Here is a 20,671-nt window from a genome sequence, read left to right as displayed (position 1 = left end):
CGGGCAGAGACTTCTTGCCGATAGCTCTCGCCGCGAAGAGGGCAAACGTTGCCCAACCGGAATCTGCGGTTTTCCCATTGGAGAAAGATAAGCTCTCTGAGTGACCTGTTTGGGATTCTTTATTTCCCGTCCAAAGCGGGCTCGTCGACCGGCAGCTGGAAGACGGTGGCATCTGCGGAAAGCACCTCGAAATCCGGCGCCTTCCCACTGACCTTCTGGATGAACTTCCCCGGATCTTCCGGATCGACGAACAGGGTCATGCTCTGACCATCTCGGAAGACCACCTCAAAGCGCTGTGTGTCCGGGTCCACGGTCAGGCGCAACTCGCTAATCAACGATTGCAGCCTCGATGCGATCTGGGACCTGAGCTTGTACACGTCTCCACCTCTGGCGGCCCGCACACGCTCGATCAGCTCCGCGACCTGCTCAGGACTTCGGTAATACGTCAATGCCGTCTGGTCGAGGATCGCAATCTCGTGGCGCAGTTGCTGCTCCTGCTTCTTCGCTGCGACCAGCTCCAGTTCAGCTTTCTTGATCCGCTCGGCAATGAATGCGCTGTCAAAATCCAACATCTTCAGGCCTATCTCGTAAGCCTTGCGCTGTTCGTCCTCCAGCAGCCTCACTTTGCCCACGGCAGCCTCGAGGTGAAAGGCCAGCTCATTGCGCTTTGACGAATGCTCACTCGACGAGACGAGCGATGCCAGATCAAGCTGCTCAACGAACGACAAGAACGTCGACTCGAACTGGTCATAGCGCCAGCGGCCGGTCATTTCGCATCCGAGCTTGCGGAGTGCATTCGAGCACACAAGGTACGACTGCCCCTTGGGCGGCGTGCCTTTGTTTTGATAATGCATTGGCTTTCTGCAGTAGTCACAGACCGCCAGCTTCGAAAAAAGGTTGGTGAAGTGCTTCCCTTTCGAGCCGCCGCTGCCCTTCTTTCCTGTTTCCTTGTCCGGCTTGGTCTTGCGCTCGAGCCGACCGCGCTGCGCCGCCTCGAAAACAGGCTGGGGCACGATTCGGGGGAAATAGTTTCGAATCGGATCACCGTCGGGCGTCCTCTTTCCGCCCTCCATGCGACTGGCCTGGAATGTCCCAACCACCGCTGCGCCACTCAGAATCTTGTTGACGGTCGAGTTCTGCCATCCGCCTTTGCCTGTGAAGGTCGGGACACCTTCTTCGTTCAGGCGCCGAACGATCGTGAACGTACCTATTCCAGATGCAGCCTCATCGAAAATCCGGCGGACCACGGCAGCATGGTCCTCCAACACCTCAAAACCCATCCGATCCGGGGTCAGGCGCAGCCAGCTTGGACACCTTGCGGTCAGCTTCTTCTGGCCGATGGCGGCCCGTTTCGCCTTCCAGGCCTGGGACAGACGATCGCTCTTGCGGGCTGACTCTTCGTTCGCCCGACTCATCTTGGCGATCGAAATAATCAGGTCCTCAAAGCTAATTTTGCCGGTGAAGACGCGCTCATCGTCCAGGGTGACCAAAATCAAGCCCGCTTCGACGATCTCCATGAATGGCTTTAGGGCGACCATCGGCTCCTGACGGCTCATCCGGTCGAATGATTCGACAAGTAAGTATGAACCCTGTTCGATCTTCCCTTCCCGTACGGACCCCAGGAACCGTCCGAAGGCGCCAGAGGCGAGATTTTTACCCTTGTAGGCAGAAACCCCGATGTCGTGGAGATCAAAGTCCTCGACCAGCTCCAGGTCATGTTTTTCGGCGTATTTTCGAGAGGCCTCACGCTGACGGCGAAGGCTATCGCCCTTCAGCTGAAGGTCGGTGGACATCCTGACGTAGGAATAAGCCTTGGGCCGGATCGTTTGAGGGGGGACAGCCATCCTAATTCATCAGCATTCGTCAATTCGATTTTTGATCCAACATAAATTTGGCCGAACACGGATTGGGCGCTTCTTGCCGCCCCTGTCGTCGCGCGAATGAGACTAGCGGAACTCGTCAACAAGCTCCCTAGTGGAGTCGCTTACTCGATTGCGGCTCACAATCTTTACGTTCAGATCAAAATTTGACGCTAACAGCAAGGCACGTCTGATCGCATTCGTGATCCATTCTGCTTTATTTCCGAAGACTCCTCCTCCAAGGTGAGTTAACAGAACGACGTTGGAGCCGCCGCACTCTCGATTGAGGAGTGCTGCAAGCAATGTCGCTTCATAGGCAGCTTCAAGAACTAACGATGCAAATGGCGCCCATTTCTCACTTGGGACCTTGGTATACGCCACGGGTAGTGCCGAACAGAATACTTGTGAGACAACTGGTCTAACCTTCGATGGTGCGTCGGTAACCTCTACGCCAGCATGGACTCCCACTTTCAGCTTTCCCCGAATCTGGTCAAGCTTCTCAGATGGTAGTGACTGCATGCATTTATTGATTGCATCCAATCCTTGTTCGCGGCAGAGCGCGTAGCCATTGCGCATCTCCCATAGTTGGTCCGCAGGCATTTTTGAGATGACCGACAGCATTGCGCCCACATCGTACAAGCCATCGATCTGACGCTCCGCTGTTTGGCCAGTCTCGCCATTCACTGGAGCGAAGTAGTTCCGATAGATGGTAGCGGCCCCCGCAGCAATCGCACATGCCGGCCCCTGAGTTGGGTCATCCTCGTAACGTCCCACTCCGTCATTCGGTGTGACATTTTCCGAGATCATCTCCAGAAGGTTGAATTGCGATGCAACCTGGAACGTGGCCCCCGCATTCTCGGCCACTTGATGCATTTTTCTGACATCGCCGGTAACGGCAGAAACACTCAATCGCCCGCTCAATCCAACCTTCCGACCGACCCGCTCGCGAAGCGACGCGAGCGACGCGAGTTCAAGATGTCCTATCCGATAAGCCTTTCCGTTCACAGTCGATCGAAGATACTCTCCATCAACACGTAGGTTTTCGACGGTGGAAGTATAGCTCTCTTCTCGGAAGCCGGTCAGCCGCTCGAACCAATCCATCAACGACGTATCCTTCAGATCTTGAGCTGGCTCATCATTTTCTGAACGTCGAAGTATGTGAAGCTTTCAGAAATGTTCTCGGGCTCGAAACCCTCCGTGGGAGAATCATGAAACGGCTTATGATTGGAGCCGGCGTATCTGAATTGGCCTGTAGGTGTCTCGATCTGATAATTGGGATTCACGCCCTCTCCCATTCGCCCGAAGCGAACCGATACGGGAGGGTTTTTAACCGGTATATCGATTGGTGAGAGGTCAAATTCCTTCTGAATGTGATGCTTCAGATTGCCAAGAACGTCTGCGAAGTAGGAGCGGCTCTTCACGGATTCCCAGGGGCGCTTGTCGATCATTCGTTTTCCTCTGAAGTTTGAATGCGCATTGAAAAGAATGAGGTTGAGTTGTCCACGCTTGATGAGCGCTTCGTTAGCAACGCTTAGTACGACGTTCTTACGATTGGGCAAGCCAGATCACCTCGCATTCCGCTCGTGGATGTTTCACGCCGGACCGACAGGCTCGTGATCGAGGGAAGCATCGGGCTGGGGTCGAACATGGCCTGATGCAGGCAGCGTGTACCTAGCTGCCGTGCTGTATCCGTTACCTTCGGTTGTAATCCGTACACCTGTCCGATCTAATCGATAACCGTGAGCTTCGAGGATCTGGCGGACCATGTGGCCGGTCATGCGCTTGATTCGATCCTCAAATACCGCGTCGCCAAATCGGCGTTTTAGAATCGGGCTCAGCGCCTCAAGAGCGGGCCTGCTCAGATAACTTGCTGTCTCCATCCGGATCAGGTTCTCACCCTCGTTTAGGAAGGCCCAGATTTGCTGACCAAGGGAAGTTTTGAAGGTCTCAGAAAATTGCTGCGGCTGGTACGTTGCGGGCATGCTGTAGCTCCTACGTTTCGGACATATGTTAAACGACATATGTCATAAAGGCTATATAAGATTACACAGCTCTGTTATGCCGGTGCTGCATGTCTTAGCGGCATCTGCCCCTGTCAGCCGCGCTGGTTCGCGGTCTTTATATATTAATTGGCCATCTCATCCTCATGATCGGCGCCCCCGGCGCCGGCAAATCGATGCTCGCGGCGCGCCTGCCCTCGATCCTGCCACCGCTCTCCCCCGGCGAACTGCTGGAGGTCTCGATGATCGCCTCCGTCGCCGGCGAGATCGAGGGCGGTGCGCTGACGGCGCGGCGTCCGTTCCGCTCGCCGCATCATTCCGCCAGCATGGCCGCGCTCACCGGCGGCGGCATGCGCGCAAGGCCCGGCGAGATCTCGCTCGCGCATCAGGGCGTGCTGTTCCTCGACGAGCTGCCCGAATTCGATCCGCGTGTGCTGGATTCGCTGCGGCAGCCGCTGGAGAACGGCGAGGTCTCGGTGTCCCGCGCCAATCACCGCGTCACCTACCCTGCGCGCTTCATGCTGATCGCGGCGATGAATCCCTGCCGCTGCGGCAATGCGTTCGAGCCCGGCTATGCCTGCAAGCGCGGCCGCATCGATCGCTGCACGGGCGACTATCAGGCCCGCATCTCGGGACCACTGATGGACCGCATCGACCTGCGCATCGAGGTTCCCGCAGTGACCGCGGCCGATTTGATCCTGCCGCCGCCCGCGGAGGGTTCGGCCGAGGTCGCCGCGCGCGTCGCGGCGGCACGCGACATCCAGCTTGCGCGCTACGCGGACGCGGGGCTGCCGAAGGTCCGCACCAATGCCGAAGCGCCGGCCTCGGTGCTGGAGGAGATCGCCAAGCCGGACGCGCAGGGCCAAAAACTGCTGCGCGACGCCGCCGAGACCATGCGGCTGTCGGCGCGCGGCTATCACCGCGTGCTGCGGGTGGCGCGCACGCTCGCGGACCTCGACGGCGCCGACAAGATCGGCCGGCTGCACCTCGCCGAGGCGCTGTCCTACCGCGCACTCGCGGAGGATGTGCGCCAGATGGCGTGATGTGAACCGCGCATCAACCCGGCGGTAACGAGTTTCCTTTACGCTCTGCAAACCATAAGGCCCATCAGATCCCGCCACGAGTTTCCCGGGGCCCGGCGAGTAGCGTGTCATGTTGCGTTTCAAGATCCTGGCCTCGGTCGTTCCCCTGCTCGCGGCTGCGGTGTTTGCCCGCAGCGAGATCGGATCGGTCTCGCATCCCTGCATCGCCTTGGGCGAAACCTCGGTCGAGCTGACGTCGCTGTTCTGGACCGCCGGCTTGCACGTCGCCTTCACCGATGATCCCGCCCTGGCCACGGTGCGGGTTCAGATCACCGAGGATGCGGATGCGGCAGACTTCGCCGTCGTCGACGACGGCCTCGGTTCGGAATCGGAGACCTGCCAGGCCAATCCTTCGACCCGCCTGATCTCGATTGCGGCGCAGCCCGTCGATGGCGGCCAGGTGATCTATCTCTCCACCGAGGGGCCGGCGGATTACCGCGTCTATGTGCGCTCGAAGACGTTCTCGCAGCGCGAGGCGGCGGCGCTGATCGTAGGCGCCCACGGCGGCCACCGCCATCTCCAGGCCGCTTCGCTTTGAGCCGCCTCGCTCTGAGCCGTTAATGCTTCGTCAACCCTGTTTGGAGGCGGCCGCAAGACCTCAAACTGTTCGCAAGGTCGGCGGGACATCGTCGTTTACAGCGAGCACAGGGTTTTAAGAAAACAGTCGGGTCGGTGGCGATGGGTCGGACGTTCCGGATCAAGGTGCGCATGCGCCGCTTCAGGCGGCAGTACCCCAAAATCGCCTTCGCGATCCGCTCCTTCATGATCTTCTCGGCGACCTTCGGTGGCGCCTATGGCTTTGTCTCCGGCAGCCGGTCGGAGAATTCCGGCTACGATCCCAACGCGTTTGCGATCGGCGCCAGCTTCCTGTTCGCGCTCTCCTGCCTCGGCCTTGCCACGCTCAGCATGCGCCTGCGCTTCGTCAACAAGCGGATGCGTGCGCTGGCCGCCCACAACGAAGCGCTGATCGACCGCAATTGGGAGCTGAAGGAAGCGGAAGAACGCGCCCGCAGCCTGTTCGAACAGCAGGGCGATCTGATCGTGCTGCGCGACACAAGCGGCCGCATCACCTTCGCCAATGAAGCCTATTGCGCGCTCGCGGTGCAGGCGCGTGGCGCGCTGGTCGGCACGCGCTTTGATTTCGACGTGCTGGAGCAGGGTGACAGCGCCCGCGAGAGCAACGGCACGCGCATTCACGACCAGAAGATCGCAACCCCGCTCGGCGCGCGCTGGATTGCCTGGCGCGAAGGCTATGTCCGCCTCGACGCCGGCCAGCCCGCCGAATTGCAGAGTGTCGGACGCGATGTCACCGACCGCACCGAGACGGAGCGTGCGCTGTCCGACGCCCGCGACCAGGCCGACGCCGCCAACCGCGCCAAATCGCGCTTCCTCGCCATGGCCTCGCACGAGATCCGCACGCCGCTCAACGGCATCATCGGCATGGGCGGCCTGCTGCTCGACACCACGCTGACGCCGGAGCAGACGACCTACGCCAAGGCCGTGAAGACCTCCGGCGAAGCGCTGATGGCGCTGATCGAGGAGTTGCTCGACTATTCCAAGATCGAAGCCGGCAAGCTCGATCTCGAGCAGCGTCCCTTCGCGCTGTCGGCCCTGATCGAGGACATCACCGAGCTGCTCGCGCCGCGCGCGCAGGCAAAGAGCCTCGAGATCGCCGCCTATGTCGACGAGCGCCTGCCGCTCGAACTGGTCGGCGACGCCGCGCGGCTGCGCCAGGTTCTGCTCAACCTTGCCGGCAATGCCATCAAGTTCACTGCGAGTGGTGGCGTTGCGCTGATCGTCGAGCCCGGCATCTGGCCGAACGAGATCAGTTTTCTGGTGCGCGACACCGGCGTCGGCATCGCACCGGAGGCGCAACAGCGCATCTTCCGCGAATTCGAGCAAGCCGACGAGCGCATCGCGCGCACCTATGGCGGCACCGGCCTCGGCCTCGCCATCAGCGAGCGCATCGTCAAGCGCATGGGCGGCCGCATCACGCTCACGAGCGAGCCGGGCAACGGCTCAACCTTCGAGGTCGCGATTCCGCTCGCGCCATCACACGCCGGCGCGGAACCGAAGGCGTTCCTGAGCCCTGATCTTGCCGGCAAGTCGATCCTGCTGATCGCCGACGGTATCGAGGCCTCGCTGATCGCGCGGCGGCTGGAGCGCTGGGGTGGCCAGACCTGCATGGTGACGGACGCGGCGGTGGCGGAAGCGCTGCTGCCGGAACGCTCATGGCATTCGGTGCTGATCGATCGTGCGCTTGGCGCCGCCATCACTGACCGCCTCGGCGAAGCCGCACGCAGGCATGCGATGCAACGCCTCGTACTGCTGACATCGGGCTCGCGCCACGAGAAAGTTTCGCCGGCCTTCACCGGCTTCCTGGTCAAGCCGCTTCGCGCGGCCTCACTCGCTGCACGCCTCGCGCTGACCCCGGAGGTCGCCTCGCCCGATCTCGCGCCGGAGCCACCGGCCCAATCCACCGGCGCGGTACCGGCGAAAGGCCTGTCGATTCTCGTCGCCGAGGACAACGAGATCAACGCGCTGTTGATGCGCTCGCTGCTGACGAAACTCGGCCACCGCGTCGTCATCGCCGTCCATGGCGAGGCCGCGCTGGAATCCTGGCTCGGCGCGTCATCGGCCGGTACGCCCTATGATCTCGTGCTGATGGACATCCAGATGCCGCAGCTCGACGGCATCGAAACGACCAAGCGCATCCGTGCGCATGAGGCGGCCAAAGGCGGCCACCATACGCCGATCCTCGCACTCACCGCCAACACGCTGGTGGAAGATCGCTACGCCTGTTTCGAGGCGGGCATGAACGGATTTCTGATCAAGCCGCTCGATCGCGAGAAGCTGGAAGAGGCGCTGGCGGGGCTGGCGGCGGCGCGGGATCTGGCGATCTGACCTGGAATTTCATGGGAACCTGATCGGCCGGCAATCGATAATTGAAATCGACCGCGTCGCGCGTCACCATCCTCCGGGGCATTTGCAACGGAGGATGTCGCGCATGAACGTGCTTTGCCGCCTCGCCGTCATATCCCTTCTCTGTGGTTCCACCCAAGCCAACGCGGCCGACACGCCGGACTTGATCGCCGCTCGCTCAAGCAAGGCGGCTACGTGCTGGTGTTTCGGCACACCGCCACCGACGACAGCCAAAAGGATGTCTACCCTTTCAAATTCGACGACATGAGCGCCCAGCGTCAGCTCAGTGAAAAGGGCCGGGACATGGCGCGCCAGATCGGGACGTCGATCAGGGAACTCGCGATCCCGATCGGCGATGTCTACACCAGCCGGCTGAACCGCGCGATCGAGGCGGGCAAGCTGATCTCCGGCCGCGAGGTCAAGCCGGTCGAAGCATTGACGGACAGCAGCAACGCCAGCGCATCGGGAATGGCAAACCCGACCGGTGCAAATGCAAAGGCCGGACAGGCCGTACGCCAGCTCGTCGATGCGGCTCCGCAGGCCGGCACCAACACGTTCCTCGTTACGCACAAGACCAACATCGCCGATGCCTTCGGCAAGGACGCCGGCGACGTGCAGGAAGGCGAAGCCTTCGCCTACCGGGCAAGTACCACCGGTGCGGCGGCTTTCGTGGGGCGCATCAAGCCTGCGGATTGGACCGCGAAGGCAGGCAGGTGACGGCTGGAGCAAGCGACATACCGGCCGGAGCACCATGTGGGCGGCCGGGCGAGGCATTATCCGCGAGATTCTGCGATTAGACGCGGCCCACGACGTTTCCCAGGCCACTCAAACGCGTCGTTGGAGGCCGGCACCCTGACCGCTCAGCGATCGTCCCAATCGCCACACGGGCACCGCAAGGACAGCTCCCCAAAGGATGCTGTTTCCAAGAACTGCTGCCCACTGTAGCGCGGCCGATAATCCCTTGGTCTGGACGTGAGAGACGGGCCAAAAGAGCGTGTCTGTCAGTGCCCTGGCCAGACTTTCGGCTTGGCTGATATTGCCAGCCGAGTCGAAGCGTCCCATCGCCAGGGAATGACTGATGAGAAGAGTGCTCAACGCCAACAAGAGATGAGCCGTTGCCAGAAATGCGGCGGTCGGGAGGTATCTTGGACGCTTCATTCCGACTTCCAACGCCATGATTGATCGTGCTGCAGGACGAAGCTACAGCCGCCTGAGCGCCACGCTCGCCACCGTGTGGTCGGCGCCCTTCTTCAGGATCAGCGTCGCGCGGGGGCGGGTCGGCAGGATGTTGTCCTCGAGATTGGCGAGGTTGGTACGCTCCCAGATCGCGATCGCGGTGGCGGTGGCTTCCTCGTCCGACAACAGCGCGTAGCGGTTGAAGTAGGATTTCGGATTGGTGAACGCGGTGTCGCGCAGCGACAGGAAGCGCCGGATGTACCACTGTCGCAGCGCGGCTTCGTCGGCATCGATATAGACCGAGAAATCGAAGAAGTCGGAGACCACGGGCACGGCTTTGCCGTCGCGCGGCAGCTTGCCTGTTTGCAGCACGTTGACGCCCTCGACGATCAGGATGTCGGGCTGGTCGATCTCGGCCCACTCGTTCGGCACGATGTCGTAAGTCAAATGCGAATAGACCGGCGCGCGCACATGGCGGCGGCCGGCCTTGATGTCGGAGAGGAAGCTGAGCAGCAGCGGCAGGTCGTAGCTCTCCGGAAAACCCTTCTTCTGCATGATGCCCTGCCGCTCGAGCACGGCGTTGGGATACAGAAATCCGTCGGTGGTGATCAGCTCGACCTTGGGACGCGGCGACCAGCGCGCCAGCAGCGCCTGAAGCACGCGGGCCGTGGTGGATTTTCCAACCGCCACCGAACCGGCGACGCCGATGATGTAGGGCACCTTGCGGTCGCGGATGTTGAGGAACTGGCGCTCTGCGTAATAGAGCCGCTGCATGGCATCGACATAGATCGACAGCAGGCGCGACAGCGGCAGGTAGATGTCCTCGACTTCCTGGAGATCGAGCCGGTCGTGCAGCGAGCGCAGGCGATCGAACTCGCCCGGCTCCAGGGTCATCGGCGTGTCGTCGCGCAGCCGCGCCCATTGCTCGCGCGTATAGACGCGGTACGGATTATACTGCTGCTCGGGTGCGCGGATATCCATGACGCGATCTTTCCACCTCGGCTAGTTGCCGCCCTTGCGCGACGCCTTCTCTTCCAACCCTGACATCGAAGTCCGCTTGTCCAATGCGGCTTCGACCTCTTCCAGCTTTACGCCGCGGACCTTGAGCAGCACAAGGAAATGGTAGAGCAGATCGGCGCCTTCGGCGATCAGATGCGCGCGATCGTTTTCGACTGCTGCGATTACGGTTTCGACTGCTTCCTCACCGAACTTCTTGGCGCAATGTTCGGCGCCCTTGTCGAGAAGCTTGCGGGTATAGGACGCCTCGCCATCCGCTGCCGCGCGGGCGTCGATGGTCTCGGCCAGATCGTGGATCGTGAAACGCGGCATACAAAATACCCGGAAAACGCGCCTTGGCTGATTGCCCTGGCCGGTTATCTGACGGGACAAGCCGGTCCCGCCAATCGTGTAGCATTTTTATGGACGGGAGTCGTCAGGCATCGAGGCGCATGGCCAGCCCGCGCCGGGCCATGTGCTCCTTGGCTTCGCGGATGGTGAATTCCCCGAAGTGGAAGATCGAGGCAGCCAGCACGGCGGTGGCGTGGCCATTGCGAATACCGTCGACGAGGTGGTCGAGATTGCCGACACCGCCCGAGGCGATCACGGGAACGGGAATGCTGTCGGCAATCGCGCGGGTCAGCGGGATGTCGAAACCCTGCCTTGTGCCGTCGCGGTCCATCGAGGTGAGCAGGATTTCACCAGCGCCGAGTGAGACCACCTCCTGGGCATATTCGATGGCGTCGATGCCGGTCGAGTTGCGGCCGCCATGGGTGAAGATCTCCCAGCGCTCTCCGCCACCGGCGCGCTTGACCCGCTTGGCGTCGATCGCGACCACCACGCACTGCCCGCCGAATTTCTCGGCGGCTTCCTTGACGAACTCACGCCGCGACACCGCGGCGCTGTTGATCGAGACCTTGTCGGCGCCGGCACGCAGAAGCGTCTTGATATCGTTGACCTCACGCACGCCGCCGCCGACGGTCACGGGCATGAAGCAGGCTTCAGCGGTGCGCCGGACCACGTCCAGCATGGTGCCGCGGTTCTCATGGGTCGCTGTGATGTCGAGAAAAGTGAGCTCATCGGCGCCCGCGGCGTCATAGGCGATCGCCGCTTCGACGGGATCGCCGGCATCGCGCAGGTCAACGAAGTTGACGCCCTTGACGACGCGGCCGTCCTTGACGTCGAGGCAGGGGATCACGCGCACCTTGAACATGTGTCAGCTCCTAGGCGGCGCGCGCGGTGCGGATCAAAGTGAGGGCGGCTGCCGGTTCGAGGCGGCCATCGTAAAGCGCGCGGCCGGCGATCGCACCGGCGAGCTTTTTCGCGCGCGGCGTCAGCATCGCCTTGACGTCCTCGATCGAGGCGAGGCCGCCGGAGGCGATCACGGGGATGGAGATCGCATCTGCCAGCGCAATGGTCGCATCGAGATTCAGGCCCTTGAGCAGGCCGTCGCGCGCGATGTCGGTGAAGATGATCGCGGCGACGCCGGCATCCTCGAAACGCTGCGCGATCTCCAGTACCGTCACCTGCGAGGTCTCGGCCCAGCCTTCGACCGCGACCTTGCCGTCGCGTGCATCGAGGCCGACCGCGACGCGGCCGGGGAATTTTTTTGCGGCAGCCTTCACCAATTCAGGGTCGCGCACCGCGGCGGTGCCGATGATGACCCGGGTGATGCCCTTTTCGAGCCAGGCTTCGACAGTCGCGAGATCGCGAATGCCGCCACCGAGCTGCACCGGAATCCTGATCGTCTTCAGCATCGCCTCGACCGCCTCGGCATTCACCGGCTTGCCGGCAAACGCACCGTCGAGATCGACAACGTGGAGATACTCAAAGCCCTGCGCAACAAAGCTCTCGGCCTGCGCGGCGGGATTGAGGTTGAATACGGTCGCACGCGCCATGTCGCCTTGCTCGAGGCGCACGCATTGGCCGTTCTTGAGGTCGATCGCGGGAAAGAGAATCACGGTTTCCATCGCAAGAAGTTCGAGATCAGGGCCAGACCAAAGCGCTGGCTCTTCTCGGGGTGAAACTGGGTGCCGATGGCCGTATCCTTTGCGACGATCGCGGTGACAGCCCCGCCGTAATCGGCGCGCGCGAGCACGTCCGCCTCGTTGGCCGCATTGAGGTGATAGGAGTGCACGAAATAGGCGTGCTGGCCTTTGGGGCCGAGCGGCAGCTTGTTCAGCACCGGATGCTCGCGCAGCACATCGAGCGTGTTCCAGCCCATGTGCGGGATCTTCAGGCTTTCGTCGCGCGGCGTGATCTTCTCGACGTCGCCGCCGACCCAGTTCAGCCCTGGCGTGATGACATGTTCCTTGCCGCGGGTGGCGAACAGCTGCATGCCGACGCAGATGCCGAGCATCGGCCGCGCCTTGACACGCACTGCCTCGGTGATCGCCTCGACCATGCCGTTGACCGCATCGAGCCCGCGCCGGCAATCGGCGAAGGCGCCGACGCCCGGCAGCACCAGACGATCGGCGCTGTAGGCCTGGTCCGGATCGCTTGTGACGAAGACCTTTTGCGGGTTCTCCATGCTGCGCGCAGCGCGCTCGAACGCCTTGGCGGCGGAATGCAAATTGCCGGAACCGTAATCGATGATGGCGACACTCATCTTGACCCTCCCGGTTCCGGAAACAAACCAATGATGCCGCCCGCCGGCATCGGCGGCGGGCTTGAGAATTGCTGCCCCGGCACGTTGCGGGTCGGCGGCGGGCCACCGCGATCGACGGCCCATTGATCGTTGACGATGCCGCGCTGCTTCTGGCTCCAGCGCTCGAAGAAGCGGCGCTCGGCGGTGTCCTCGTCGTCGGAAATCACCACGTCGAGCTGCCGCCATTTACCGCGCGACAGCGTCCAGCGGCGCAGGCTGGAGGCCTCGAAACCCATCAGCAGCGCGACGATGATGTCGGCGAAGAAGATCGAGCTGCGTCCGATTCCGAGGCTGGACAGCCCGGCGTTGAACGCGGCGACGAAGATCACCCAGCCGATCAGCGCCAGCCACAGCCGATTCCACAGCAGCCAGAGCGGGCCGAAAATCATCGCCCAGAAATGGAAGCCGTCGCGTACGAAGACGAACTTCTCGGTCGCGCGCAGATCGGCTCCGGCAGGAGAGGGAGCATGAACTGTGTAGACAGGCATGGTGATGCCCCGTTCTCTAATTTCAGTGATACCGCAAGCGGCGCGTGCCGCCGGCCCGAGATGTCAGCCGCCGAGCGAGCCCTTGGTGGACGGGATTTCGCCCACCGTCTTCGGGTCGATCGCAACCGCCGTCCGCAGCGCCCGCGCCAGACCCTTGAAGCAGGATTCGGCGATATGGTGGCTGTTATCGCCATATAGGGTCTCGACGTGGAGAGTCACGCCGGCGTTCATGGCGAAGGCCTGGAACCACTCGCGCACCAGCTCGGTGTCGAACTCGCCGATCTTGTGGCGGGGAAAGTCGACCTTGAACACCAGGACCGGGCGGCCCGAGATGTCGATGACCACGCGCGACAGCGTCTCGTCCATGGGCATATGCACGCCGGCATAGCGGGTGATGCCCGCCATGTTGCCGAGCGCCTGCTTGATGGCCTGGCCGAGCGCGATGCCGGTGTCTTCGGTGGTATGGTGATAATCAATGTGCAGATCGCCCACCGCCTTGACCGTGAGGTCGATGCGGGAATGGCGGGCGAGGAGATCGAGCATATGGTCGAAAAAGCCGATGCCGGTCGCGATATTGGATACGCCGGTGCCATCGAGGTTCACTGATACCTCGATGTCGGTTTCCTTGGTCTTGCGCTTGATCGTCGCGGTGCGCATGGAAAATCGGTTTCCATTCTGGTTTGAGCCGAAAACGCCGGTCTTTTAACAGCCAAATGACACCTTCGCTACTGCGGGAACGGCTGGCCGGGCTGCTACTTCTGCCTATGGTGAGCGAAATCGGGCCCGGAGCGGCCCGTTGTGCCGCGGCTCCTGACCGCCTAAATCAGCCCGGACAACGAGGTTCATTCATGCAGGACTCCCCAAACAGCTCGCCGGGCTGGCACGGCACCACGATTTTGACCGTCCGCAAGGGCGGCACGGTGGTGGTCGGTGGCGACGGCCAGGTCTCGATTGGCCAGACCGTGATCAAGTCCAATGCCAAAAAGGTCCGGAAACTCGGCAAGGGCGATGTCATCGGCGGCTTTGCCGGCGCCACCGCCGACGCCTTCACGCTCTTTGAGCGCCTGGAAGCCAAACTCGAGCAATATCCGGGGCAATTGACCCGGGCCGCCGTCGAGCTCGCCAAGGACTGGCGTACCGACCGTTATTTGCGGCGGCTGGAGGCCATGATGATCGTGGCCGACAAGGACGTCTCTTTGGTCCTGACCGGCACCGGCGATGTGCTGGAGCCCGAGGCCGGCGTGATGGCGATCGGCTCCGGCGGCAATTACGCGCTTGCGGCGGCCCGAGCCCTGCTCGACACCGACAAGGACGCCGAGACCATCGTCCGCCGTTCCCTCGACATCGCCGCCGACATCTGCGTCTACACCAACCGCAACGTCACCATCGAAGCCATGTCGGCCGGCTAGGGTCCAGGTTTCGGCGTCAAAACTGAGCTCCGCGTCATTGCGAGCGAAGCGGCGAAGCGAAGCAATGCCTTACTTCCGATGACCCCTTCATTGCCGATGATGCGCAATTCATGACGCTCGCGATTTCCGAGAAAGCCAAGACGGCGATCCCGCCGACCTACTGGGTCGGCATCGCGCTGCTATTGCTGGCGCTGCAGGCCTCGATCCTGTTTGCGATGGGGCGGGTGCCGATCTGCACCTGCGGCTATGTCAAGCTATGGCATGGCGTGGTGAACAGCTCGGAGAATTCGCAGCACATCGCCGACTGGTACACCTTCTCGCATGTCCTGCACGGCTTCCTGTTCTACGGATTGACCTGGCTTCTGTTCGTGCGCCTGCCGTCGCCACAACTCTCATGGCCCGCGCGGCTGATCATCGCGATGCTGATCGAAGGTACCTGGGAAATCGTCGAGAATTCGCCGTTCATCATCGAGCGCTACCGCGCCGGCACGATCTCGCTGGACTATTTCGGCGACAGCATTGTCAATTCGATCTCGGACACGCTGTCCATGATGCTGGGCTTCCTCGCCGCGCGCCTGCTGCCCGTACCGGTGACCGTCCTGCTGGGGCTCGCCTTCGAAATCATGCTCGCGCTGCATATTCGCGACAATCTGACGCTCAATATCCTGATGCTGATCCATCCGATCGAGACCGTGAAACAATGGCAATCGGGTCCGCCGATCATCTGACGACAAAAAAACGGCTTGTCCCGCCCCGCATCTGACCCTAGCTAAGGTCCCATGACAGACTTTTCTCCCCGTGAAATCGTTTCCGAACTCGACCGTTTCATCGTCGGCCAGGCCGATGCCAAGCGAGCCGTCTCGATCGCGCTGCGTAACCGCTGGCGGCGGCAGCAACTGGAAGGCTCCTTGCGCGAAGAGGTACTGCCGAAAAACATCTTGATGATCGGCCCGACCGGCGTCGGCAAGACCGAGATCGCGCGGCGGCTCGCCAAGCTGGCGAACGCGCCGTTCCTGAAGGTCGAGGCGACGAAATTCACCGAGGTCGGCTATGTCGGCCGCGACGTCGAGCAGATCGTGCGCGACCTCGTCGAGGTCGCGATTGCCCAGGTCCGCGAGCGCAAGCGCAAAGACGTGCAGGCACGCGCGCAACTTGCCGCCGAGGAGCGCGTGCTCGACGCGCTGGTCGGCGCCAATGCCAGCGCGGCAACGCGGGACTCTTTCCGCAAAAAGCTACGGGCAGGCGAGCTCAACGACAAGGAAATCGAGATCGAGACGCAAGGCGGCGGCAGCGGCTTTCCGATGTTCGAGATCCCGGGCATGCCCGGCGCCCAAATGGGCGCGGTTTCGATCGGCGACATTTTCGGCAAGCTCGGGGGACGCAGCAAGACGCGGCGGCTGACGGTGGGGAGCTCGCACGAGATCCTCGTCAACGAGGAGTCCGACAAGCTGCTCGACAGCGATCAGTTGACGCAGGAGGCGATCAGCGCGGTCGAGAATAACGGCATCGTGTTTCTCGACGAGATCGACAAGATCTGCGCACGCGAAGGCCGCGCCGGCGGCGACGTGTCGCGCGAGGGCGTGCAGCGCGATCTGTTGCCCTTGATCGAGGGCACGACCGTTTCGACCAAGCACGGCGCGGTGAAGACCGACCACATCCTGTTCATCGCCTCCGGCGCCTTCCACGTCGCAAAACCGTCCGACCTCCTGCCGGAACTGCAGGGCCGCCTGCCGATCCGCGTCGAGCTGCAGGCACTGACCCGAGACGATATGCGCCGCATCCTGACCGAGCCCGAGGCTTCGCTGATCAAGCAATATGTCGCGCTGATGCAGACCGAGGGCGTCACGCTCGACATCACCGGCGACGCCATCGACGCGCTCGCGGACGTCGCGGTGGCGGTGAATTCCACCGTCGAGAACATCGGCGCGCGGCGGCTCCAGACCGTGATGGAGCGGGTGCTGGATGAGATCTCCTTCACCGCTCCCGACCGCAACGGCGAGACCGTCAAGATCGACGCGGATTTCGTGCAGAAGCACGTCGGCGACCTCGCCAAGAACGCGGATCTGAGCCGGTTCATTTTGTAATTTCGGGCGGTCGCGCTATCAGTTACCGCGTGACCGCTCGCATCATGCAATACCCCTGGCGCCTTCTGCTCGCGATCAACGCTGCGGTCATCGTCGGCGTCTTCGTTCACAAGATCCAGCTGCCGCCTTACGTCCCCTACATCCACCTTCTGGTCGATTACCATTTCGGCTTCGTCAAGCGCGCGCTGATCGGGGCGATCGTCGCGCTGTTCACGGGCAAGGTGCCGGTATGGCTGGTGTTCGCGCTCGGCGGCGTGACGTGGCTGGTGACGCTCGCCCTTTATGCAAGACTGTTCCAGAAGACGTTCGGCTTCACCGCAAGGACGCTGCCGCTGTTCGTCTTCATCGCGGGCTCGCCGTTCTTCCTCAAGAACTTCATGCACACGCTTGGCCATTTCGACATCTATGGCTGCGCGCTGGCGATCATCCTGCTGCTGGTGCCGGCGGGCTCACTGCTGTTCGTGGCTTTGGCCGCGCTGTTCTCGATCATCCTGGTGCTGGTCCACCACATCCATCTCTTGATGTATGTGCCGACCATCATCGCCATCGTGGTGATCAGGCACTATCTGACGCACGGCTGCGATCGCACCAACGTCGCATTCGGCATGATTGCGTTGCTTGTCGTCTCCACGCTGTTCTTGGCCGCGCAGTTTTTGGGAACGATGCCGATCCCGGAAGCGGATTTCGTGGCGTATCTGACAACCCGGATGGCCGATCCGTCGCGGACCGAGCTGCTGCAATTCGCCTACATCTGGTACCAGCCGCTGGCGCAGGAGATTTCCGACACCTGGGGCCGCCTGCCCCACAACATCCTGGGCGTGCCCGTATTCGCGCTGCTGATCTGGCTGCATACGCCGCTGTGGCGCTATTTTTCGAACCTGATCGCTGCACTTGCAAAAGACACGCACCGCCGTCTCGTGGTCGCTGCGCTCGCCGGCGTCAGCGTTGCCTATCTCGTGATGTTCGCAATGGTGTTCGACTATTCGCGCTGGATCTCGAACTGGGCGGTCTGCATGTTCCTGATCCTGCACGCGGTGAAGATGCTGCCCGCCGCGCGCGAGACCACACTGATCCCGGCGGAAGATCGGAGCACAAATATCTTCGGCCTGTTCCTCACGCTGATCCCCCGCGTCGGGATCGTGCGGCCATTCTAAAATCTCGCCCGGCGAATCCGCACGTAGAGCGCGCCCCCGCCGCCATGGCCGATACCGGCTTCCTCGAAGCCGACGACGAAGGCACGGAATTCCGGCAGGCTCAGCCATTCCGGCACCTGGCGGCGCAGCACGCCGCTTTCGCCGCCGCTTCGCCCCTTGCCGGTGATGACGAGCACGAAGGTCAGGCCGTCATGGTGAGCGCGGTGCAGGAATCCGGTCAGCGCGCGATGGGCGCGCAGCTGGGTCATGCCGTGCAGATCGAGGCGCGCCTCGATCTCGCTGCGCCCGCGCGAGAGTTTCGTTCGCTCACGCTTCCCAAGCGGCGCCAGCGGCGGAATGGCCGGTTTTGCGACGCGCGGCGCCGGGACGGCAGCGATCGGACGCGGCGATGGCGCAGGCCGCGCGGCAGGCGCGGCGGGTGAAGGCTCCGTGCGCGGCGCAGCTTGCGCCTTCGCCGCGCGATGCTTCCTCAGCGGCTTGACCTGCTTTGCGATCGTATCCCACAGCTCGCGTTCTTCCTCGCTCAGCGCGCGACGGCGCGGCGAGGGACGAGGCTCCGGCACGGGCGGACGGGACGATCGCTTCATTGCTGCCGATGGGGATGATTTTTCACCGGCCGCCGCGGCTCGCGAACAGGCTCTATCACCGGGCGCGGTGCCGGCAGCGGGACCGGGTTGGCGACGGCGACCGTCTCACCTTTGCCTTGTGTCACGGCTGCGGCCGGAGCCGCCGTCTTGGTCGGATCCTTGGTCGGATCCTTGCTCGGATCCTTGGCGGAATCCTTCGCAGGCTCGGTTTGCGGAAACAGCTTTGCGATCTTCTCCGAGGGCCGCGGATCCGGCACCGGCAGCCGCGCGCCGCGCACTGTGGGATCGAGGCTCTTCGGCACCAGCATCACGAAATGCATGGCATGGCGCAGCCGCCCGGAGACCCGGCCGGCCTCCTGGCCTGCGCCGAAATAGAGATCGGCACGCGCGGGTCCTATGATGGCCGAGCCGGTGTCCTGCGCGATCATCAAGCGATGGAACGGCGTCTTCGCGCGTTCGGAATCGATCGGCAGCTCACCCTCGATGAAGAACGGGGTACCGTAGACGTGCAGCGATTTGTCGACCGCGATCGAGCGGCCGGCCGTCAGCGGAATACCTTGCGCGCCGACCGCCTCGTCCTTGTCGGACAGATTGACCTCGCGGAAGAAGATGTAGGAACGGTTCTGGCGCCGCAGTTCCCTGGCGCCGTCAGGGGTCTGCGCCATCCACTCCCTGATCTTCTGCATCGACATCTCTTCCTTCGGAATGATGCCGCGCTCGATCAGGATGCGACCGACCGCCGTATAGGGATAGCCGTTATAGGCGTCGTAGTTGAGCCGGACCGTGCCGCCGTCGTCGAACTTGATCCGCGCCGAGCCCTGGATCTGGGCGAACAGCAGATCGGTCGGGTCCTTCAGCCAGGCAATCTCGAGTCCGCGGCCGGCGATCTTGCCGTCCTCGATCTCGCTGCGGTCATAATAGGGCACGAGCTTGCGGCGGCCGATCTTGCGATACACCGGGCCCTTGTTGGGCAGGCTGACCGAATCCTGCTTGTAGCCGCGCACGAACAGGTTCGAGGGTCGGCGATAGACCGGGATGTTGTAGACATCGGTCTGCGTGCGCGATCCCTCCAGCACCGGCTCGTAATAGCCAGTGACGAAACCATCGGGCTCCCCGAGGCGGGAGATGCGCAGCGGCGCGAAATTCTCCTCGAAGAAGGTTTTGGCTTTCGCGTCGTCAGCAAGCTCAAGAGATTTCGCTGCCCGGCAGGGTTCGCTCAGCGAGGCGCCCAGAGCCTTCGGTTCGGGAGCGCCGGTCTGCGCGCTGATCGGACGGCAGCTCGCGCGAAACGTCTTATAGGCGGCGAGATGGGCGTCGTCGCTCCAGCCCTTTACGTCGGCCCAGGCCAGCGGCAGATATTGCGCGCCAGGGATTTCGAATGGCAGGGGAAGCTGCGGATACGGCAAGGCCCGCGGCGGCGCGGCGGGCAATTCCGGGAGATGATGGTGATGGCTGCGATAGTGGCGCCGCGCCGCCTCGGCGCCGAGCGAAAACGACGATAGCGCGACGACAGCTGCGCAAAGCGCCGTCGCGCTGGTCTTCAGGAAAGCCTTAATTCGCGCTTCCGGTGCCAACCAGCTTCCAGTTCGGATCGCGAGAGGTGATGTCGCGGGCGAAAGTCCAGATGTCGGTGATGTCGGCGACGGTATCGGCGCAGCCGTCGACGATGTTGCCGGCCTTGTCCCGGGTCGCCGAGATCATCTGCGAGACGAAGCGGATCGTGAGCTGGGCGGTACGGTCGCGCAGCTCGGCGCCGACGAGCTCGGCCTTGTCGATCGAGACGAAGCGCGTCTCGGTCTTCTGCTCGTTCTTCTCGCGCTCCTTGATGGCGGCATCGAAGCTGTCATAGACCTCCGACGATAACAGGTCGCGCAGCGCGCGGCGGTCGCCATTGGCAAAGGCCAGCACGATCATCTCATAGGCGCCACGGGCGCCGGAGATGAAATGGCGTGGATCGAAGGTGGAATCCTTTTCGACGATGCCGTCCAGGCCCTGCGCCAGCACGGTGCCCGGCTCGGTCAGGCCCTTCCAGCGGTCTGAGGGCGGGGCCGGCTCGGCCGTCGGCGCCAACGGGGCCTGGTCGATGACCTTGCCCGGCATGGTCACGACGTTCTTGTCCTGGGCACCCTGGAGCGCGTTACGGTCGAACGGCGGCCGTTCGTTGCCCGTGCGCTGCCCCAGCACACTGCGCAGCCTCAGAAAGATGAAGACCGCCAGCGCCAGGAAGATGATGGTGTAGATGTCCACGTCGTATTCGCTTTCTAGTC

21 protein-coding genes and 1 pseudogene are annotated in these 20,671 nt (G+C 62.7%); 8 read left to right on the top strand and 14 right to left on the bottom strand.

Annotated features, from left to right (window positions below):
• Positions 1-119 precede the first annotated feature (119 nt).
• From ACVWYI_RS02960 to ACVWYI_RS02945, 4 genes are all read right to left on the bottom strand, one after another.
• Positions 120-1,844 carry a recombinase family protein gene (locus tag ACVWYI_RS02960; RefSeq protein WP_456661175.1) on the bottom strand — a complete coding sequence of 575 codons (1,725 nt, stop codon included), beginning with the start codon at positions 1,842-1,844 and terminating at the stop codon, positions 120-122.
• A gap of 102 nt (positions 1,845-1,946) precedes the next feature.
• Positions 1,947-2,960 carry a hypothetical protein gene (locus ACVWYI_RS02955; RefSeq protein WP_456661174.1) on the bottom strand — a complete coding sequence of 338 codons (1,014 nt, stop codon included), beginning with the start codon at positions 2,958-2,960 and terminating at the stop codon, positions 1,947-1,949.
• Between the two features lie 14 nt (positions 2,961-2,974).
• Positions 2,975-3,418 carry a hypothetical protein gene (locus ACVWYI_RS02950; RefSeq protein WP_456661173.1) on the bottom strand — a complete coding sequence of 148 codons (444 nt, stop codon included), beginning with the start codon at positions 3,416-3,418 and terminating at the stop codon, positions 2,975-2,977.
• A 33-nt stretch (positions 3,419-3,451) separates the two neighbouring features.
• A complete protein-coding gene (locus ACVWYI_RS02945) occupies positions 3,452-3,841 on the bottom strand; it encodes a hypothetical protein (RefSeq protein WP_456661172.1) in 390 nt (129 codons plus the stop codon).
• 149 nt (positions 3,842-3,990) lie between these two features.
• On the opposite strand from ACVWYI_RS02945, the pseudogene ACVWYI_RS02940 reads away from it, so the two are divergent.
• The 4 genes and pseudogenes from ACVWYI_RS02940 to ACVWYI_RS02925 form a co-directional block, all read left to right on the top strand.
• Positions 3,991-4,902: pseudogene (locus ACVWYI_RS02940) on the top strand (YifB family Mg chelatase-like AAA ATPase); the annotation flags it as partial.
• A gap of 109 nt (positions 4,903-5,011) precedes the next feature.
• Positions 5,012-5,479, top strand: coding sequence for a hypothetical protein (locus ACVWYI_RS02935; RefSeq protein ID WP_247352612.1), 468 nt, complete (start codon positions 5,012-5,014; stop codon positions 5,477-5,479).
• A gap of 140 nt (positions 5,480-5,619) precedes the next feature.
• Complete coding sequence (locus tag ACVWYI_RS02930) at positions 5,620-7,845, top strand: ATP-binding protein (RefSeq protein WP_456661171.1); 2,226 nt, start codon at positions 5,620-5,622, stop codon at positions 7,843-7,845.
• Positions 7,846-8,058: 213 nt separating this feature from the next.
• Complete coding sequence (locus tag ACVWYI_RS02925; RefSeq protein ID WP_456661170.1) at positions 8,059-8,580, top strand: histidine phosphatase family protein; 522 nt, start codon at positions 8,059-8,061, stop codon at positions 8,578-8,580.
• Positions 8,581-9,063: 483 nt separating this feature from the next.
• Here ACVWYI_RS02925 and coaA read toward each other — a convergent pair whose 3' ends face one another.
• From coaA to hisB, 7 genes are all read right to left on the bottom strand, one after another.
• Positions 9,064-10,020: a type I pantothenate kinase gene (coaA, locus tag ACVWYI_RS02920; RefSeq protein WP_247352607.1), complete on the bottom strand. Its 957-nt coding sequence runs from the start codon at positions 10,018-10,020 to the stop codon at positions 9,064-9,066.
• A 21-nt stretch (positions 10,021-10,041) separates the two neighbouring features.
• Positions 10,042-10,368 (bottom strand): phosphoribosyl-ATP diphosphatase, encoded by a 327-nt coding sequence (locus tag ACVWYI_RS02915; RefSeq protein WP_247352605.1) that lies wholly within the window; start codon positions 10,366-10,368, stop codon positions 10,042-10,044.
• A gap of 103 nt (positions 10,369-10,471) precedes the next feature.
• Positions 10,472-11,248, bottom strand: a complete 777-nt coding sequence (gene hisF / locus ACVWYI_RS02910; RefSeq protein WP_456661169.1) for an imidazole glycerol phosphate synthase subunit HisF — start codon at positions 11,246-11,248, stop codon at positions 10,472-10,474.
• A gap of 10 nt (positions 11,249-11,258) precedes the next feature.
• Positions 11,259-11,996: a 1-(5-phosphoribosyl)-5-[(5-phosphoribosylamino)methylideneamino]imidazole-4-carboxamide isomerase gene (gene hisA, locus ACVWYI_RS02905; RefSeq protein ID WP_456664476.1), complete on the bottom strand. Its 738-nt coding sequence runs from the start codon at positions 11,994-11,996 to the stop codon at positions 11,259-11,261.
• Positions 11,993-12,643, bottom strand: a complete 651-nt coding sequence (hisH, locus tag ACVWYI_RS02900; protein ID WP_456661168.1) for an imidazole glycerol phosphate synthase subunit HisH — start codon at positions 12,641-12,643, stop codon at positions 11,993-11,995. The genes hisA and hisH overlap by 4 nt, the downstream gene beginning before the upstream one ends.
• Positions 12,640-13,170 (bottom strand): DUF2628 domain-containing protein, encoded by a 531-nt coding sequence (locus ACVWYI_RS02895; protein WP_247352598.1) that lies wholly within the window; start codon positions 13,168-13,170, stop codon positions 12,640-12,642. Before ACVWYI_RS02895 ends, hisH begins: the two co-directional genes overlap by 4 nt.
• Before the next feature lie 63 nt (positions 13,171-13,233).
• On the bottom strand, positions 13,234-13,827 hold the full coding sequence (hisB, locus tag ACVWYI_RS02890) for an imidazoleglycerol-phosphate dehydratase HisB (RefSeq protein ID WP_247352596.1): 594 nt from the start codon (positions 13,825-13,827) through the stop codon (positions 13,234-13,236).
• A 191-nt stretch (positions 13,828-14,018) separates the two neighbouring features.
• Between hisB and hslV the strand changes: the two genes are divergently transcribed.
• From hslV to ACVWYI_RS02870, 4 genes are all read left to right on the top strand, one after another.
• Positions 14,019-14,579, top strand: coding sequence for an ATP-dependent protease subunit HslV (hslV, locus tag ACVWYI_RS02885; protein WP_456661167.1), 561 nt, complete (start codon positions 14,019-14,021; stop codon positions 14,577-14,579).
• A gap of 110 nt (positions 14,580-14,689) precedes the next feature.
• Entirely contained in the window at positions 14,690-15,307 is a 618-nt protein-coding gene (locus ACVWYI_RS02880; RefSeq protein ID WP_456661166.1) for a DUF2585 domain-containing protein, read from the top strand.
• 51 nt (positions 15,308-15,358) lie between these two features.
• Positions 15,359-16,663 carry an ATP-dependent protease ATPase subunit HslU gene (gene hslU, locus ACVWYI_RS02875; RefSeq protein WP_247448243.1) on the top strand — a complete coding sequence of 435 codons (1,305 nt, stop codon included), beginning with the start codon at positions 15,359-15,361 and terminating at the stop codon, positions 16,661-16,663.
• 29 nt (positions 16,664-16,692) lie between these two features.
• Positions 16,693-17,817: a hypothetical protein gene (locus ACVWYI_RS02870; protein WP_247448242.1), complete on the top strand. Its 1,125-nt coding sequence runs from the start codon at positions 16,693-16,695 to the stop codon at positions 17,815-17,817.
• On the opposite strand, the gene ACVWYI_RS02865 is transcribed toward ACVWYI_RS02870, so the two are convergent.
• The 3 genes from ACVWYI_RS02865 to ACVWYI_RS02855 are packed head-to-tail and all read right to left on the bottom strand — an operon-like array spanning position 17,814 to position 20,651.
• Positions 17,814-18,404 (bottom strand): Smr/MutS family protein, encoded by a 591-nt coding sequence (locus ACVWYI_RS02865; RefSeq protein WP_247448241.1) that lies wholly within the window; start codon positions 18,402-18,404, stop codon positions 17,814-17,816. The genes ACVWYI_RS02870 and ACVWYI_RS02865 overlap by 4 nt on opposite strands.
• Positions 18,401-19,978, bottom strand: a complete 1,578-nt coding sequence (gene mltA / locus ACVWYI_RS02860) for a murein transglycosylase A (RefSeq protein ID WP_456661165.1) — start codon at positions 19,976-19,978, stop codon at positions 18,401-18,403. The genes ACVWYI_RS02865 and mltA overlap by 4 nt, the downstream gene beginning before the upstream one ends.
• On the bottom strand, positions 19,956-20,651 hold the full coding sequence (locus ACVWYI_RS02855; protein WP_456661164.1) for a Tim44/TimA family putative adaptor protein: 696 nt from the start codon (positions 20,649-20,651) through the stop codon (positions 19,956-19,958). The genes mltA and ACVWYI_RS02855 overlap by 23 nt, the downstream gene beginning before the upstream one ends.
• Between the last annotated feature and the right edge of the window lie 20 nt (positions 20,652-20,671).

It is taken from the genome of Bradyrhizobium sp. LB13.1 (genome assembly GCF_054056815.1).
This window is presented reverse-complemented; position numbering and strand designations above follow the sequence as displayed.

What these genes read in the sequence shown, in the direction of transcription:
- hisF (WP_456661169.1), bottom strand. Translation starts at nt 11,248, where the DNA reads ATGTTCAAGGTGCGCGTGATCCCCTGCCTCGACGTCAAGGACGGCCGC.
- hslV (WP_456661167.1), top strand. Translation starts at nt 14,019, where the DNA reads ATGCAGGACTCCCCAAACAGCTCGCCGGGCTGGCACGGCACCACGATT.
- coaA (WP_247352607.1), bottom strand. Translation starts at nt 10,020, where the DNA reads ATGGATATCCGCGCACCCGAGCAGCAGTATAATCCGTACCGCGTCTAT.
- ACVWYI_RS02955 (WP_456661174.1), bottom strand. Translation starts at nt 2,960, where the DNA reads ATGGATTGGTTCGAGCGGCTGACCGGCTTCCGAGAAGAGAGCTATACT.
- ACVWYI_RS02865 (WP_247448241.1), bottom strand. Translation starts at nt 18,404, where the DNA reads ATGAAGCGATCGTCCCGTCCGCCCGTGCCGGAGCCTCGTCCCTCGCCG.
- ACVWYI_RS02935 (WP_247352612.1), top strand. Translation starts at nt 5,012, where the DNA reads ATGTTGCGTTTCAAGATCCTGGCCTCGGTCGTTCCCCTGCTCGCGGCT.
- ACVWYI_RS02895 (WP_247352598.1), bottom strand. Translation starts at nt 13,170, where the DNA reads ATGCCTGTCTACACAGTTCATGCTCCCTCTCCTGCCGGAGCCGATCTG.
- hisB (WP_247352596.1), bottom strand. Translation starts at nt 13,827, where the DNA reads ATGCGCACCGCGACGATCAAGCGCAAGACCAAGGAAACCGACATCGAG.
- ACVWYI_RS02880 (WP_456661166.1), top strand. Translation starts at nt 14,690, where the DNA reads ATGACGCTCGCGATTTCCGAGAAAGCCAAGACGGCGATCCCGCCGACC.
- ACVWYI_RS02945 (WP_456661172.1), bottom strand. Translation starts at nt 3,841, where the DNA reads ATGCCCGCAACGTACCAGCCGCAGCAATTTTCTGAGACCTTCAAAACT.
- ACVWYI_RS02930 (WP_456661171.1), top strand. Translation starts at nt 5,620, where the DNA reads ATGGGTCGGACGTTCCGGATCAAGGTGCGCATGCGCCGCTTCAGGCGG.
- hslU (WP_247448243.1), top strand. Translation starts at nt 15,359, where the DNA reads ATGACAGACTTTTCTCCCCGTGAAATCGTTTCCGAACTCGACCGTTTC.
- ACVWYI_RS02915 (WP_247352605.1), bottom strand. Translation starts at nt 10,368, where the DNA reads ATGCCGCGTTTCACGATCCACGATCTGGCCGAGACCATCGACGCCCGC.
- hisH (WP_456661168.1), bottom strand. Translation starts at nt 12,643, where the DNA reads ATGAGTGTCGCCATCATCGATTACGGTTCCGGCAATTTGCATTCCGCC.
- ACVWYI_RS02960 (WP_456661175.1), bottom strand. Translation starts at nt 1,844, where the DNA reads ATGGCTGTCCCCCCTCAAACGATCCGGCCCAAGGCTTATTCCTACGTC.